Source organism: Bifidobacterium canis, from assembly GCF_009727065.1.
Taxonomy (GTDB): Bacteria; Actinomycetota; Actinomycetes; order Actinomycetales; family Bifidobacteriaceae; genus Bifidobacterium; species Bifidobacterium canis.
Map to the genome: position 1 here is coordinate 17,867 of NZ_WNLP01000006.1, position 15,611 is coordinate 33,477.

Here is a 15,611-nt window from a genome sequence, read left to right on the forward strand (position 1 = left end):
CCGTATCATCGTGCATTGCGTTCATGCGTTCCGTTGACAAGTTCGCCTTCCAGAAGCGTGGTGGTGCCGGTGGTTGGATCCTTACGCGCCACAACCGTTTTGGAGGCAGATGGCATGATCTCGCCAGTTTTCGATTCCGGCGCGGAGACGATCACCTGGAAGCCGAGGCCCGGCAGCACGCTCAGTGCACGCCGCGTATATTGGCTGTCGGCCTTGATGAGCGCCTCGTCGAGGAACACCGTGGCATACGAAGGCTCGGTTGCATTGTCGTTGGCGAGCAGATACAGGAGTGCCGCGCCATATGCGAACGACGTGAGCTCCTGCAAGTAGCCGCCCGAACCGCCGCCAGTGGAGTTGATGTGCTCGATGTCTCCGTTCGAATACTCCACCGCACCGATGAAACGGGAACGTCTGCGAGGGTCGAGATTGGCATCGCCATGACCGTTCGGCGCATATTCGTCGAAGCTCTCCTTGATGAATTCCACCACATTCGCACACTGTTCGAACAGCTTCTTGCACCGCTCGACATCTCGGGAATCACTTTCCCTGAACGCGTTGATGCGTGCTATCTGGCTGCTCAATGCCGTGGAGAACTTCGCTTCCGGTGGGCGCACGTGCACTTCGATCGACAGCTTGCCATGCTGCGCGCCGAATGGGTAATGCGCGAGCAACCGGTTGATCTTGCCCATCTGCTCGGTGATCTTCTTCTGGTCGGCGCGAATGGTGGCCTGCAATTGCACGAAGTCGTTGAGCATCTTCTCCAACGAGTTGAAATACTCGGTGCTGGCGGCTTCCTGCCCGATCACGCCAGGTTCGAGTTCTGCAAGCTCACGTTCGAAGAACTGCGCGTCGTTCACGCTGGCGCTGATGCGGTCGTCATTGGGCGCGTACTGGTCGATGTATGACTGCATCGTCGTTTCGCAGGATTTACGCCGTGCATCGCGTTGTGCGGCGAGTTGCGTGACGGTTTTGCCCACCGCCTGCGCCACACTCATGCGCAATACTCCCACTTGTTGCATATCCACGCGATCCTCGGCTTTGACATGCGTGCCGCTCGCTTTGGCAGACTTGTCGTCAATGCCAAGGATGACGCCGACGCGCTGGCTGCCCCGCTGTGCGCTCGCGCCAAAATATGCCACATAGCTCGTTTCAAGCAGCTCGTTGCACACATCGTTCATCGGTACGGCATGCACGCCGTCAGCAGTAGTCGAAGCATCGTCGTGCTCGCTGAGCCATCGCTGCGCTGCTTGCAAAGCGCGTTGTGCTGACTGTGCCTCCGTTTTCGCGCCCCACGCCCTGGAGTTTGCCTCCTCCAACTGGCGTTTGCGAATATCGAGATCGGCTTTGAGCTGTGCAAGCTCGGGATTATTGGCGAGTTCATCGCGGTCTGCCCGCAATTGCGTAATGCGATCTTCCACGGCCTGTGCGTCGATGTCTGCCCACGCGGTATCTTGCAACGCCTGTGCCAGATCGTGTTTCGCCTGCAATTTCGCCACGTCATTGTCGAATGCATCACGTGCGGCAATCGCCTGGTTCAGTCGTTCTTTCGCCGCCGCGATCTTCACTTTGAGTTCGTTCAGATATGTTTCAGTGACGAAACCGATCACCGGCTTCATGCCTTTGGTGCCGTGGCTGCCGCGCTTGCCGCTTTTGATCTGCCCGTCTCGCTGCACCTGCCGCTCGGCGCTGGCGTCGTCGATCGCGTCCACGCACAGCGCATCTGAAGCGTCCGATGCCACTCGCGCACGCAGCCAGCCGATGAACGGCGAATCCTCGTTGAACGTGAGTTTGCCAGACAGCCAATCGCGTTCACTGGAATCGTGATCACCGTCGAAAATTGCATCAGTGTCTACGAACTGCCAGTTTCTGCGCGGCATCTGCTCGCGTGGAATACGGCTGATATTTTGCGCGAATCCCTGCTCGTGCCGCTTGTCGACCAGAATGATCGGAGCGAGCGATGCATAAGTGACGTTCATCGCCACGCGCCACTCTTCGTCTTCGACGTCCATGAGTTCGGCGGCATACGGCAGTTCTTCCGGCTGCAAGCCAGTTACCTGTGCCATCAACGCGCGAGCATCCGCCATCTCGCGTGTGATGCGCGAGCGCGAACGCTGTTTGCGCTCGTAATCATCGTTGAGTTCGGCAAGCTCATCTTCGTAGATCTTGCACGTGTTGAGCAGCTCGAACTGGTGGTCGCTGCGCGTGCGCGCGTCAGCCGCATATTCTTTGTCGAACTGCTCATATTGCGCACAGATCTCGTTCCACTGCGTTTGGTTCTCCGGCATGCTCTGATCCGCGCGATTGAAGCGTTCCACCAGTTTTTCGCAGCGTTTGAGCACACGCTCGTATTCACGTTGCGCATCGGCGAGTTTGTCTTCAAGCTTGCGGATCTCATCGCCACCATGCCCGCGCATCTGATTTTCCAGCGAACTGATCTCGTCGTTGAGCTGCACAACCTTCTCTTGCGCGGACTGCAACGCAGCCTCGTTCTCCTGCGCCCACGCGCGGTATTGCGGCAGCACATCAGCGACGTCAGCGCTGATGCGCGTGTCAAGCCACTGTGCGCGCCGCTCATCACTGCCAACTTGCATCGGATCGATGGCGCGCAATTGCGAAACGCCACGTTCCGCTTCCTGGTATTCAGCAGCTTCGTCATTGATCGTCTGCAGCAATTCCACGCGTCTGCGTGTGCGCTCCATGCTCATGAAATTGTTGCGGTAGCGCTCGTAATCGTCGATGGCGGCGCGACCCATGCTGAGTGCGCGCGGCTCGTTGAGCACTCCCTTGCGGAAGATGTCGTCGAGCTGAGATGGAGCGTCGGAAGCCTGCATACGGTGCAACAGGCGGCATGCGGCCTCCGTCAATCCGAATCGTTTCCACACGTCTTCATGGAAACGGTTCGCGTACTGATACACGGTGATGCCCGGATACACCTGTTTGAGCAGCGGTATGCTGAATTTCTCTTCACGGTAGGCGTCCATGAGTCGAGGGTCAATCGGCTCGGCGCGCATAGCATACAGTTTGATCATGTTCTCCGGAGTTGCGTCCGGTGGCAAATACATGAACTTAGCGATAGACAGGTGCCCGCTGTTGGCGGTGTCGATGTAGTCGTCGACGATCGCTCCCCACACCGCGTATGGCTCGCCGTCCTCGTTCACACCGCGCAAATACACGGGTTCGTCATGCCCGCGGTCGTTGCGAATGCCTCGCTGCCCGCGCACATACGTGTAGTCGCTGCGGTCGGAGCGGCCGGCGTTGGATGCCTTGTTGAACGCGGCTCCCGTTGGGTACAGCAGCGACACCTGCGCATCCACGAGCGTGGACTTGCCGGATTCACTTTGCCCCGTCAGCAATGTCACCGTGCCGTCGAACGCGGTGGACGGTTCGAACACATGGTAGCCTTCGTAAGAACCCCAGTTGACGAGCTGGCGACGCTGCAGCACCCAGTGCGGTGCCAGCAATTCGATGGGCGCATACAGATCTTGAGATGCTTGAGATACCTGTGCGGTAGATGATTGTGCGGTCATGGCAGCAGCTCCTGCTGGTCTTCGGTATTCTCAGTGTTTTCGGTATTCTCAGCGGCAGCATCATCGTCACCGAGCCACGCGGCGATGCGCTCCGGATCGAGCACCACGGGCACGAGCTTCGTGATCACGAACATGCCTTCGTCATCTTCGTAATCCATCAGAAAACCGTTGGTGCGAGCCTGCCCGATAAGCCGATCGACTTGCTCGTTGACGGCTTCCTCGCTGTTGCGACCAGCCAGCGGTCCGGCGCCGGTAGCCATGGTCTGCACAATCTCTTCTTTCGAAATCATCCACTGCTCTGAGGGCATGCCCACGTTCTCGTATTCGAGCACTTTGCGGCGCAAGGCGGCGAGCAGCGCCGCCTCGCGAGCACTCAGCGTGGCGCGCGTTTTCAGCGAGCGGATCGAATATTCGTCCGGTTTCACCGGTTCCGCATACATCACCTCATAATAGGTGTCGATCACCGGAATCAACAGATCATTGTTGAGCGAACGGCGCACATCATCCATGTATTCAAGCGCCTGATGGTACATCTTCCCCGATATGGAGCGGTTGCGCTTCAACGCGATCGCCACCTCGCGCGCGGCAGCAGGCATATCGCCCATGTCGCCGTCGAACAGCGCGTGCACGTTCGCCAGATCCGCGGTTCCCGCGTTGTCGAGTGTCTGTTGTTCGCCGTAATCATTGCCGGCAGCCGTGTCGGAGATAATGCCCTGATTGCCGTCATCCGCGATCTGCGCGTTCATATCTTCTGGTAAATCGTTCGCCATGTTCGCCTCATGCCTGTGTCATCGTATCGAGATAGTCGTGTAGTTCCTGTTCGCCCACCAGCAGTGCGCGCGTGCGCCAAGCGCGATCGTCGCCATCGGCGCTCACGCAGTGCCATATGCTCGTCGCATTGCTCACAGTGTTGTCACCAGTGTCTGAGCTTGCACCGTCAGACGGCAGATAACTCAGGAAGCCCACGATTTCGCTTTCGCGGCGTTCCTCGGCAGGCAACGCGTTGAAGCTCGCCGCAATATCGACCTGCGTGCCTCGCATCACCGGATGCTTGGCAATAAGCGAGATCATATGCGCCACGCGAGGTCCTCCGGCTTGCACTATGCCTCGCAAGTCAATCGAAGCGGCGCCATCATTGCCCTCACGCAGCGTCGGCGCCAATGTTTTCACGGGTGTTTCACGCGCACGGGTTGGCAAAGTGAGCATGGAAACCGTTGATGTGCCCGTATCGAAGCGTTGCTTGGTGTGAGCAGAGTCGCTCAGCTTGGTGAACAGTCGCGCGAGTTGGCGCGACATCGTGCGGAACTGCATGTCGCTCTGCTGGCGAACGAGTAGTTTCACGCTTTCGTCGGTCGCGCGAATCTGGTTGCGCACCGCGTCGATGCCGTCGTAGATGTCGTCGAATTCGCGGTTGACCACACCCATCACATCATCGGCCTCATCGTGCAGCCATTCGCTGTTCGAAATGTCTTGCAAAGCCTGATCGAGTTCGGCACGACTCTCCGGCGCGAACATCACCTGGAACGCATCGTTGAACCGTCTGCCTTCGTCGCTGTCGCGGTAGGTGCGCTCGTATTCCTCGTGGTAGAAGCGCAGCATCTCGTCGCTCGTCATGCTGCCATCGTCGATGCGGCGGCGCAATTCGTCCCCGTTGTCTCGTTCGGTTATCACCAGTTCGCGAAGATCGACGGGAATCCCACGCAACGTGTTGTAGACAACGTTGATGATGTCAGACACCTGTTCGCGAGTCGGCCGACGCTCGATGCCGTTCTTCTTAAGATCGTCTATCTGACGCTGACGCTCCGCTATCTCGCGTTCCAGCAGCTCGACGCGTTCCTCGACGTTGACGGTGAGCTGCTTGCGCGCATTCTCGATCTCCATGATGATCGAGTTGACCTGTGCGCCGGAGAGAGTCACCGTGCGTTGTTGCAAGGTGGCGAGCGCTTCGATAGCTCGGTGCGCGCGCTGCGTGAGCCGGCACATCACGCGGTGTTGGCGTCGGTCGATCGAGTCGGCGATCCATGCGTAGTCGCCAGTGCCTTCCGCCTTGAGTTCTTTGAGAATGCGGCGCGCAGCTGCATAGTCATCTTCGCCGTCGCGCAACTGGTACACACCGTCGGCAACGAGCTCACCAATGGCATCCCGCATGGTCGAGCGCAGTTTCTCCTGCGGCACTTCGGCAGTCAGCGGGTCAAAGCAGGTGCGAAGCAGGGCGATGTAGACCTCGGAGTTCTTGTGCAGCAACATGCGAAGCACACCGGTTTCGTAGACCGGCCTCAGATTCGCCAGCTCGCTTCTTACATCTGCCATGCCGCTCCTTTCCCAAGCCATTCTACCGGTTGGCGAGGAATCGCTCAGGCTGCATAGCGGTGCAATCGCAGCTTTTACTCCTCGACGGGATCAATCTGCGAGTCACGCACAGCCTCGATGCCCTTGGCGTTGTCTCGCTTGGCGCGTGCCTCGTTGAACTTCGCGGTCATCGTCGGGTTCTTGCGTGTGAGCTTCTTGATCGTCACCGCCTGCGCCTTGTCATTGGCGAGTCGCAGGTTGCGGTCGGTGCCGAGCAATGCGTCCTTCGTTTTCTGCAAATGGTCGATCGACTTGTCGATCTCGTCGATCACCGTTTGGAATTTACGCGAAGCGAGGTCGTAGTTGCGCTCGAATCCTTGCTTGAAAGCATCGAGCTGCTCTTCGAAATGCGTGATGTCGATGTTCTGCGCACGTGCCTCCTCCAACTCGCGCTTGTATTCGAGCGAGTTCAATGCGGCGTTGCGCAGCAGCGTGATCATCTGGATGAAGAACTGCGGGCGGATCACATACATCTTCGGGTAGCGGAACGAAACGTCGACGATACCGCGGTTATACAGCTCGCTGTCCGATTCGAGCATCGTGACGAGCACCGCGTATTCGCAGTTCTTCTCTCGCCTGTCTTTGTCGAGCTCCTTGAAGAAGTCCTCGTTCTTGTGCTTGGTGGCGGTCGTCTCGTTCTCGTTTTTCATCTCGAACATGATCGAGATGATCTCGGTGCCGTCTTCGTCGTAATCGCGGAAGATGAAGTCGCCTTTGCTGCCGGTGCGCGCGTCGTTGTCTTTCTCGAAGTACGCGTGCGGGAACATGCCCATGCGCACGCTGTTGAACTCGGTCTGGCAGTGCTGCTCGAGCGTCTCACCCACCATCTTCGTGGAGAGCTTCGCTTTGAGTTCCTTCAGACGCTCGATCGTATCGTCACGGTCACGCAGCTGCGTTTCATAGCGATCCTGCAGTGACTTGCGCTCCAAATCGCTTTTCAGTTTCGCGTTCTCCAGCGAGTTCTTCAGCTCGTCGCGCTCGCGTTTCACACCATCCACGGCTTTGGCGAGCTCGAGCTCCTTCGACGCTTGCGACGAATCGAGCTGTGCTTGCAAACGCTGGATTTCCAGAGTTTTCTCTGACTTCACCTTTTCCAGTTCTGTGTTGAGATTCGCTTTCGCAAGCTCAGCGTCGTTCTCACGTTCGCGCTTGACGCGCTCGAGTTCGTGCTCGAGTTCCGCGCGCTTCTTTTCTTCCTCACTCACGGCTTGGGAGACGGCCTGTTCCTGCTGAACTTTTGCGATATCAAGCTTGGATTGCAGATCTCCGATCTGCGCATCCTTGTCTGCGAGCGCGGTGTCGAGCTTGCTTTGCGCCTGTGTTTGCGCGAGTTTCAGCGACGCCTGCATCTTCTCTTCCGCGAGTTTCAGCTGCGCGTCGAGTTCGTGGTCGAATTCCTGCGTGCGCACCTGCTGTGCGATATCCGCGTATTGCGCTTCGTCGATGGTGAATACTTCGCCGCAGTGCGGGCATTTGATTTCGTGGCTCGCCATAATCCCTCCAAATATGTTTACTCAAGTGTACTTGTGCAGTAACCCGACAAAAATCTGCGCGCACTTCCGCTCAGCCTAGGAATGCGCGAATCTTCTCCTCGGCGAATTGCGCCGCCTTATCTCGCAATCCGTTCGTCGCGTATTCACCGTGGCCTTTGCTCGTGCCCTCGGTTTGGCAGACCATATCGGTGGCGTTGCAGTAACTTTGCATACGCGAAGCGTAGGCGTCGAGTTCGTGCAGTCCGCGCGCCCCCATCATGCCGTTCGCCTGCTTGCTGAAATCACCGACGTCATAGCTGGCTTTCGCGTTGAAACGCGGTTCGCCGAACAGATCGATGGCGAGAATGTTCTTCGACGCCGTGCTAGATAACGCATACCCGTTGTCTTCGTTCGTGCGTCGGCTCGGCTCGGTGAGCGCGTCGGCCACCACCATCGCGCCCTGCGAATACCCGAGCAGCACACTGGCCTGCGCCGGGCATTGCTCCGCCTGCCCGTTGAGCATGCTCACGAGTTTATTCACACCATCTGCAGCGCTACCTGTGTCGCTGTTCGCCGCATAGTCGAGCGATGTGAGCTGCACTTGCCCGGGGAATGCGTCACTGATCTGCTGGGCGAGCGGCTGCAGCAGACCGCCGCCGAGCTGCTCGAATGTGCCGCGCGCGCTGATCACACGCACGCGTTTCGTGCTGTCGCAACCGGAATCACCCCACGCGCCCGGTTTGCCGGTGTCGGTGTGGCTCGGCCCATTGAACAGAATGTGTTCGAACGTCGCGCGTGTGGCCGCCGGATCCGGGTTGCCGTCGAGTGCGCGTATTTTCGCGAGTTCGTCTGCGCCGAACATTGAGCGTGAGGAACTGCTTGCGCTCGGTTTTGGCGAGGCGGTTAATGTGGCAGATTGTGAGGATTGCGGCTCCGCGTCGGCGTTCGCATGCCCGCATGAGGCCAGCGTCACGCACATGGTCACTGCCGCAATCGCGCACGCCAGTCGGCTGGCAACGGTATGTGAGCTCACCGAGAAACCTCCTATTTCACCGCTTGTGTTTATTCAATATTCACTGTATTGCACTGCTTTGCCACTGCCTATACGCTAGACGATTATTCGCAATCGCAAACTCGTCATAACCAACCTCGCAACAGTAGGCTATCTCATTGTAAAACAAGGGATTTGCAGACGAGAAGGGACCCTGATGCAGGGTATGCACACACTTCATTCGAACACCGCCAACCATAGGAACATCGTCACACGACTGATGGGCATAGTCATCGCGCTGGTTGCCGCCGTCGCCATGGTCGTGCCGACCACGCTGCTTGCAGTTCCATCGGCAGCTGCTCAGGAGATCTCAAAGAACATCATCACCAGTGCGAGCGTGAATCCCGACACCGTTCAGCCGCTTGGTACCGCGACGCTGACAATGGAGTTCCAGCTGCCGAACAACACGATTCATGCGGGAGACACGTCTACGATCACGCTCCCTGCCAATTTCACATATTTCAACTCCGGCACCGACTTCGACATTCACTCGGATGAGGGAGCCGTGGTCGCACATGCCCACATTGCAGGCAGCACGATGACGCTCACCTACACCGAATACGTCGAACAGCATTCTGACATTTCCGGCACGATCACCGCGGCGTTCACCGTGCAGAATTCCGCAACACCCGGCGAACAGGAATTCCATGTCACCGTTTCCGGCACGCCTGTGCCGATCAGCAACAACGGCGGCAAAATCACCGTGGAACCGGGAGATCCCGAAGCCAACACCGTGTTCGGCAAATACGGCTACCAAAGCGGTGATTCGACGGACGAGCTGCTGTATATGCTCCGCGTCAATGTGCCGAACCAGAATCTGTCGAACATCACCATTGAAGACCAGCTCACCAGCGCGGGGCTCAGCTACCTGCCTTCGACGTTCACCGTCACGCAGGGCACTTGGGTGAAAGACGCCCAAGGCAAGTATTCGTTGCAGAACGCAACCGACGTCACCTCCCGCTATCAGGCGACGATAACCACTGGCAGCGATGGAATCCAGCACTTCTCCATGAACATAGGAGACCTCAACGGCGTCGGGCTTCTCGTGAAATATTACGTGCGAGCATCAGCCGACATTCCTACTGGAACGTCGATCACCAACAATGCGACGATGAACTACAACAATGGCAATACCGCTCCATCGGGTTCAACGACGGTGTGGAAGCTCGCCACAGGCCATGCCCACGGCTACATCTACACAATCAACATCACCAAAACCAACGCAAGCACAGGCGAGAAACTTCAGGGCGCCGAATTCACCGTGACCCGCACACGCACAGGGCAGGTTGTGGGCACCGTCACCACTGATGCCAACGGCAATGCGGCTCTTGGCAATCTGGTGCGCGATGACTACGTTATTTCGGAGACCAAAGCGCCGGCCGGATACGCCAAGGCAGCCAGCGTGACCGTTTCCGCATCGGACTTCAAGAAGGGCAACGATTCCACGACGTATTCCGTCACGATTCAAGACGACAAGGCGACGACTCCCGAAAAGCTTTCACAGCCTGAAACGCAGAAGCCGACCACCGTCCCGCAGGCGCCTTCATCACAGCCGAAGCAGCCTGCTCCAGCGAAAACCGTTTCCACTCCGCTCTCGAGAACAGGCGGCAACATCCTGATTTTCATTGTGGTGGCAGTCGTTTTGCTGGCCATCGGTGCAGGACTGTTCGCGTATTCGAAATATCTCAAGCGCAAGCAGTGATTCGCATTCAGTAATCCATTAGTTCATGGGCTGACGTGGGTGTTCGGCAACAAAATACGTGTGCCAGAAACTTACGTCAGTTCATCCGCGTCAGTCTCCGATGAGCGTCAATCACTGTAGACAGCATGGATTCAATGCTGCCAATTCGTCTCGCGACCTTCGCGTTGATATGTGGGATCACCGAAAGCACCGCACGCGTTTTATGCGAGCGGATTCTGCAGAAATCTGCCACTTGATCGTCGCTGAGCACCCCAGCTGAGCGTGCGGCGCGCAACGGTCTCAGTTCGCTTGCGTTGAACAATCCTCCACTTGCCAGCGCTTCCAACGCAGTGTCTGCACCCAATGCGCGCACATACTCGTCTTCGAGGTCTTTGTGTGACACCCACACGCCTCGATCCTCCAAGCGTTCAACTGGAACACCGTATTGGCGACTCATCACATCTTGTGCGTCTTCGTCGATGAGCTGAGACAGCGGCACTTGGAATCCTCGCTCGCCAAACACCCTCCTCCATGAGGGCATTTCGCCGCAACCGCCTGCCTCCAACAGCACTATGCCGTATGTGTCGAGATTGCGTCCCGTCACATCCGCGCAGTGTTCAACGAGCGCGCGGTCGGTGACGCCTTCCACGACGATCACATGTTCGGCGGTCAACGGTTCCAACCGATCGCGCACCCACATGTGCAGCAAAAGCTTGTCGTCTTTGCTCAGAAAATCGCGCCGCGGCTGGACCACTCCGCCCTCCGCTCGGGCGACGACGATCTGATCAGGCTCGAATTCGCCGATGATGTCGGGAGAATGTGTGGCGATGATCTTCTGGCTGCCGCCTTCTTTGAGGAGTCTGGCTAGATTGCGCTGGCTCGTCGGATGCAGGTGGGTTTCCGGCTCATCCATGCCGATGATCTGCGTGCGGCTATTGAGCAGATCGACCATCGCAACGTTGTAGATGGAACGCATGCCGCCCGACTGTGCCCACAATTCGCGTTGCTCGCCGTGCATACGTAGTTGCAGATGCACGTCGCTGAATGGGTTGCCGGTGAGTTTCGATCCTGGTTCAAACACGAGATTGTTTGGATTGTATTGCCCCGGCAATGCGGTTGTCAGCACACGGGCGATGCGTTTGCGTAGCTCGAACAACGACGGCGATGATTCGAGCATGCCGCTCAACCGCTCGGATTGTTCAACAAAATTATTCTTCTCATGATCAAGATCGGCGTTCTCGAGTAGTTCGTCGACTATGTTTCGCGAGCGTGTCTCGTTTTTCTCCGCAAAAGAGTCCGAAAGATAGATCCAGCCCAGTTGTTCGAGCTGACGTGTGGTGAGAGCTCGCGCATGTTCGCCAACTTCCCCACGCTCGATATGCATGGTTTCACCGTCGGCATCTACGCGCGCTGTGAGCCGTAATCGAATATGCTCGGCGAATTGGGGCGTTTTCGCATCACCGGTGTTGCTGAGCTCCACTTCCACGATGAACGGATGCCGATGATCACGCACATCCGCCGGCGTGATCTTCGCATAGAGCTGTGCCGTCGGCGTGCCCAGCATCAGGTCGAGGCAGCGCAGAATGGAGGATTTACCGGACTCGTTTGTGCCCACCAACACGAGATGATCGCGCACTTCGATTCGAAAATCGTTGACCCTGCTGTGGTTTTGTACCAGAATAGACGTCAGTTTCATGGCGATCAACGGCTCCAGACACACTCAATGCTTGTTGCCCGTCATTCTACCCGTTGCTACGCGGTTTCCGGAATTGGCGACGCGTGCAGCAGAAGTTCCGCCTCATATGCGAGGAACGCTTCGGTTCTCGCCCAGAATGGTTCGCCACGCCGTTCGAAACTGCGTTCTGCCGTGTAATCTTCGCATTCGAAATCGATGTAGTAGATCAGTTCGTTATCTACTACAAAATTCGTTGGGAAATAATCGATGGCGATCCTATGCGAAGTCAGGCGTTTTGCCATATCGCGTATCTGTGCAACATAGTCGTCTTTCATGCCGCCGCTGCGCACGAGCTCGTAGACCGTGGGGCCGTCGATGTATTCCTTGAGAATTCGTTGGGCGTCGATGTCAACGTCGAGCATCGCTGGCAAGCGAATGCCAAGTTCACGCAGCCTGCGGTAGCAGCGGATCTCAGATTGGAGTGTGTCTTCGTACAGGTGGTGGCGGCGCGGGTCGCGGTGAAATTGTTTGATCACATATTCCATGCTGGGGTGTGCCACCGAACGCACGAGAAACGAGTAGCCGCCTTTTCCCTTGCCCAATAAGCGCAGCACTTCGTACCGTTCGCCGTTCACTGTTGCGATATTCGCTCTGCTCATTGTTGCAGTGTATCACGCAAATTACGGTATTTTCGAAGATATTTCCAGAATATAGTGTTATTCTACGATCCTTTTGGCATTGGTAAGGAATTATTATATTCCAGTGTTTGCAGCAGCGTCCGCTGAGGCTCGACTCGGGTGAATTGCTCCGTCCAGCGCGCGCTGACCGCCAGGAAGATCAGATATACGTATGGCATGCCGAGATTCGTTTCGAGCAGCGAATTGATGACCAACGGTTTGATGGCTTGCGAGAAGTCTAGCCCGGCGCTGCGGATGCCGCCGAGCAGCAGGGCGAGTTCCCACGCGAATTGGATCAGGATTCCGCATGCCAACAACCATGGGATGTTGATGCGAGTCGACGCTTGACGAGTCTGTGTCGCCTTCGCTTTTTGGCGATCCGGCTGCCGGAGGTTCCAGATGATGGCGAGCGTATAGCCCGCGAATAGGATGATGGCCATCCAACCGTGGTAGGCACCGGTGGTGCGCTGGATGGTGATTGGGTGTGCAGCCTGTTGTGGCAGGAATTTCGTGGTGATGGTTTGTGTGATGATCGGGGCGCAGAACCACCATCCGAATATGAGCGTCGACCATTCCACGAGCCGACTGTCTTTTTGCAGCCACAGCCATATCCATGTGAAGTTGGTGAAGCCGTAGCTCATCGACATCCATAGCAGCACCCAGAACAGGCTGGCGTTGCCGGAGATGGAACGTGTGTGCAGCGCAAGGTTGAAGATTCCGAAATCCACGGCGAAGTAGAGTATGCCGGCGAGCACGCCGATGAGCACGGTCATGTAGTGTTTGCGCCACAACAGCATTGCGGCATACAAGGCCAGAAATGCCAGGTCCAACCAAATATAGAGTGGTGCGAATTGCCTTCTTGCTACGAATTCCATGCCATTTGAGGCCACTGCCATTGCATTCATACGGTTAACCTTATCGAATGGGCGCAAGCATTGTAGCCTAGGGTTTCACATATCCAGCAGAATGCGAAAAATTCCGGCTTTTAGGAGGTTCTCTGTAGGATGGCTCGTACCGGCTCAAGCGACGCCGGCATTGCAAACAAAGCGATATATGTTCCGAAGGAGGGTTTATGCCAGGAATTTTGAAGACCAATCGGCTCATTCTGCGACCATGGAAGGATTCTGACGCAGCCGCCCTCTACCGGTATGCCAGCGACCCTGATATCGGGATTCCAGCCGGTTGGCCTCCGCACACAAGCGAGGAAGACAGTCTCGGCATCATTCGCAACGTGTTCAACGGGCCGGAGGATTACGCGATTGCGTTGATCGGCAACCCCGACGAGGCGATCGGTGCCATCGCGTTGAAATTCGGTGAATCCTCTGATTTGTTCCCGCCCGACGACAAGACTCAGGCGGAACTGGGGTTCTGGATCGGCAAACCGTTCTGGGGTCAGGGACTGATGCCGGAAGCGGCGCATGAGTTGCTGCGTCACGGTTTCGAAGACCTTGGATTGACCACGATCTGGTGTGCGTATTACGACGGCAATGTGAAGTCCGCTCGCGCACAAGAGAAAATCGGGTTCACACCGCATCACAGCAGTACGAACGTTCCTGTTCCGTTGCTGAACGAGACGCGTGACGATCACGTCAACATCATAACTCGTGAGCAGTGGGACGCATTGCAGAATAAGTAGCAAATTCACTGCCGATTGTGTAGATTGAATGCTTTTGCGTTCTGCACAGTCTGCGGTGCATTATTCTGCCACACTATCCACGAACAATACACAATGGTGCACAATGCGCATTCAATATTCACAGCGCATCGTGCACCATTCGCGCGTATTATTCACCGACCATTGTGCATTGTGTATTTGAGTGATCTGTGGTCTTCTCCGCAGATTCTTTTGCTATGTCTCACCTATGCTTCGCGCTGCTCGTTCCTGATTCCGAATGGAATGTGCACGGAAGGAATATCAAGCTCGTAGTTGTTGACGTTCTTACTTTGATCATCGAAGAAGATATGCGGTTGCAGCTGGTTGAGAAACGGCGCCTTATCAAGTCCGCCCAGGAAGAACGCATCATCCACGGTGAGTCCCCAGTTTTCCAACGTGTTGACCGCGCGTTTTTGCGCAGGACCACTGCGAGCGGTCACGAGGGAGACGCGCAGATTCGGCGTATCGGCATCTGGATGCTCGCGCTGGTATGCGCGCGCGGCATCCTGCAACGTATTGATGCCCTCGAGCAAATGCTTCAGAGGCCCCTCCTCGATCGGCTTGTCGACCAGCAGATTTTCGTGGTCGTTATATATTTCAACCGCCTTTTCAGGGTCGATCTGCTGCGCTTCGATATAAGTCTGTTCGGCGGAATCACCAGCGAGCACCCCGTCGAAATCGAACGCCACACGCAATTCGTTGTCGTTGTTCGTCGACTCCCCCGCGTGCTGCACTTCATGAGTGAGCGGCAACACGCGTCCGGCAGGCAGTCCCTGCGCAACGGCTTCTTTCACATCGTCTTCATCCGCTGAGAGGAACAGCGACATGTTGAATGCGTTCATATATTCGAACGGAGAGATGCCACTGCGGAATACCGAGCGAGTGATGTCGAGATGGTAGTGGTCGATGCTGTTCATCACGCGCAATCCGGTTTTCGGGCTGTTGCGCGAGAGCACCACCACTTCAACGCCTTCGTTTTCGTTGCTGAACACCGTGTTGAACTCGAGCAGCTTCGAGATGAACGGGAAGGCGACGCCGGGCTCAAACGGTTCGTTGATGTGTTCGCTTTGGTATTTCTCGAACGCTTCGACGCCCTGCTCGCGAAATATCGTGTCGCTCTCCCCCAAATCGAACAGCGCGCTTGAGGCCACGCCGATCACCAGTGCTTTATTGCGCAACGTTTTACCCATGACCAAACCTTTCCGTGAGGCGGTTGGCGTTGAGTCTACCATCCCACGCCAGTGTGAGCCAGCAGCTGTGCGCGAATTGCCGCCGCCATTGTTCGTGTGCATCCGGCAATCCTCGAGTTGAGAAAAAGAAAAACCCGCCGAAACCGGCGGGTTTGAAATCGTACCCCCTGAGAGAGTCGAACTCTCGTTGTCAGATTGAAAGTCTGGTGTCCTAACCGTTAGACGAAGGGGGCTTTCGACAACTCGATTAATATTACACGAGTCTGCTCTATACGCAAGCGTCGGCGTGTCGCATTCACAAGACGATCACATACAGCTCGAAATACGCCACGCCG

Annotated in this window: 11 protein-coding genes and 1 tRNA gene; 2 read left to right on the plus strand and 10 right to left on the minus strand. The window is 56.7% G+C overall.

Annotation, left to right across the window (positions count from 1 at the left end; all coding sequences use genetic code 11):
• Positions 1-5 precede the first annotated feature (5 nt).
• The 5 genes from GSD1FS_RS06050 to GSD1FS_RS06070 all read right to left on the minus strand — a co-directional run bounded on the left by GSD1FS_RS06050 (position 6) and on the right by GSD1FS_RS06070 (position 8,381).
• On the minus strand, positions 6-3,527 hold the full coding sequence (locus GSD1FS_RS06050) for an ATP-binding protein (protein WP_155588840.1): 3,522 nt from the start codon (positions 3,525-3,527) through the stop codon (positions 6-8).
• Positions 3,524-4,297, minus strand: coding sequence for a DUF4194 domain-containing protein (locus GSD1FS_RS06055; RefSeq protein ID WP_246165962.1), 774 nt, complete (start codon positions 4,295-4,297; stop codon positions 3,524-3,526). The genes GSD1FS_RS06050 and GSD1FS_RS06055 overlap by 4 nt, the downstream gene beginning before the upstream one ends.
• A 7-nt stretch (positions 4,298-4,304) precedes the next feature.
• Positions 4,305-5,837 carry a DUF3375 family protein gene (locus tag GSD1FS_RS06060; protein ID WP_155588841.1) on the minus strand — a complete coding sequence of 511 codons (1,533 nt, stop codon included), beginning with the start codon at positions 5,835-5,837 and terminating at the stop codon, positions 4,305-4,307.
• A 74-nt stretch (positions 5,838-5,911) separates the two neighbouring features.
• Positions 5,912-7,369 carry a DUF2130 domain-containing protein gene (locus GSD1FS_RS06065; protein ID WP_155588842.1) on the minus strand — a complete coding sequence of 486 codons (1,458 nt, stop codon included), beginning with the start codon at positions 7,367-7,369 and terminating at the stop codon, positions 5,912-5,914.
• Positions 7,370-7,439: 70 nt separating this feature from the next.
• Positions 7,440-8,381, minus strand: a complete 942-nt coding sequence (locus GSD1FS_RS06070; protein ID WP_343030225.1) for a cutinase family protein — start codon at positions 8,379-8,381, stop codon at positions 7,440-7,442.
• 184 nt (positions 8,382-8,565) lie between these two features.
• Here GSD1FS_RS06070 and GSD1FS_RS06075 point away from each other — a divergent pair, with 184 nt between their 5' ends.
• Positions 8,566-10,101, plus strand: coding sequence for an Ig-like domain-containing protein (locus GSD1FS_RS06075; RefSeq protein WP_155588843.1), 1,536 nt, complete (start codon positions 8,566-8,568; stop codon positions 10,099-10,101).
• 76 nt (positions 10,102-10,177) lie between these two features.
• Here GSD1FS_RS06075 and GSD1FS_RS06080 read toward each other — a convergent pair whose 3' ends face one another.
• From GSD1FS_RS06080 to GSD1FS_RS06090, 3 genes are all read right to left on the minus strand, one after another.
• Positions 10,178-11,776, minus strand: coding sequence for an ATP-dependent nuclease (locus GSD1FS_RS06080; RefSeq protein WP_155588844.1), 1,599 nt, complete (start codon positions 11,774-11,776; stop codon positions 10,178-10,180).
• 56 nt (positions 11,777-11,832) lie between these two features.
• Positions 11,833-12,414 (minus strand): BUD32 family EKC/KEOPS complex subunit, encoded by a 582-nt coding sequence (locus GSD1FS_RS06085; protein ID WP_155588845.1) that lies wholly within the window; start codon positions 12,412-12,414, stop codon positions 11,833-11,835.
• Between the two features lie 62 nt (positions 12,415-12,476).
• Positions 12,477-13,262 carry a hypothetical protein gene (locus tag GSD1FS_RS06090; RefSeq protein WP_155588846.1) on the minus strand — a complete coding sequence of 262 codons (786 nt, stop codon included), beginning with the start codon at positions 13,260-13,262 and terminating at the stop codon, positions 12,477-12,479.
• Between the two features lie 242 nt (positions 13,263-13,504).
• Here GSD1FS_RS06090 and GSD1FS_RS06095 point away from each other — a divergent pair, with 242 nt between their 5' ends.
• Positions 13,505-14,068, plus strand: a complete 564-nt coding sequence (locus tag GSD1FS_RS06095) for a GNAT family N-acetyltransferase (RefSeq protein WP_155588847.1) — start codon at positions 13,505-13,507, stop codon at positions 14,066-14,068.
• A 224-nt stretch (positions 14,069-14,292) separates the two neighbouring features.
• Here GSD1FS_RS06095 and GSD1FS_RS06100 read toward each other — a convergent pair whose 3' ends face one another.
• Both GSD1FS_RS06100 and GSD1FS_RS06105 read right to left on the minus strand, forming a co-directional pair.
• Positions 14,293-15,276 carry a 5'-nucleotidase gene (locus GSD1FS_RS06100; RefSeq protein WP_155588848.1) on the minus strand — a complete coding sequence of 328 codons (984 nt, stop codon included), beginning with the start codon at positions 15,274-15,276 and terminating at the stop codon, positions 14,293-14,295.
• A gap of 161 nt (positions 15,277-15,437) precedes the next feature.
• A tRNA-Glu gene (locus GSD1FS_RS06105) sits at positions 15,438-15,509 on the minus strand.
• Between the last annotated feature and the right edge of the window lie 102 nt (positions 15,510-15,611).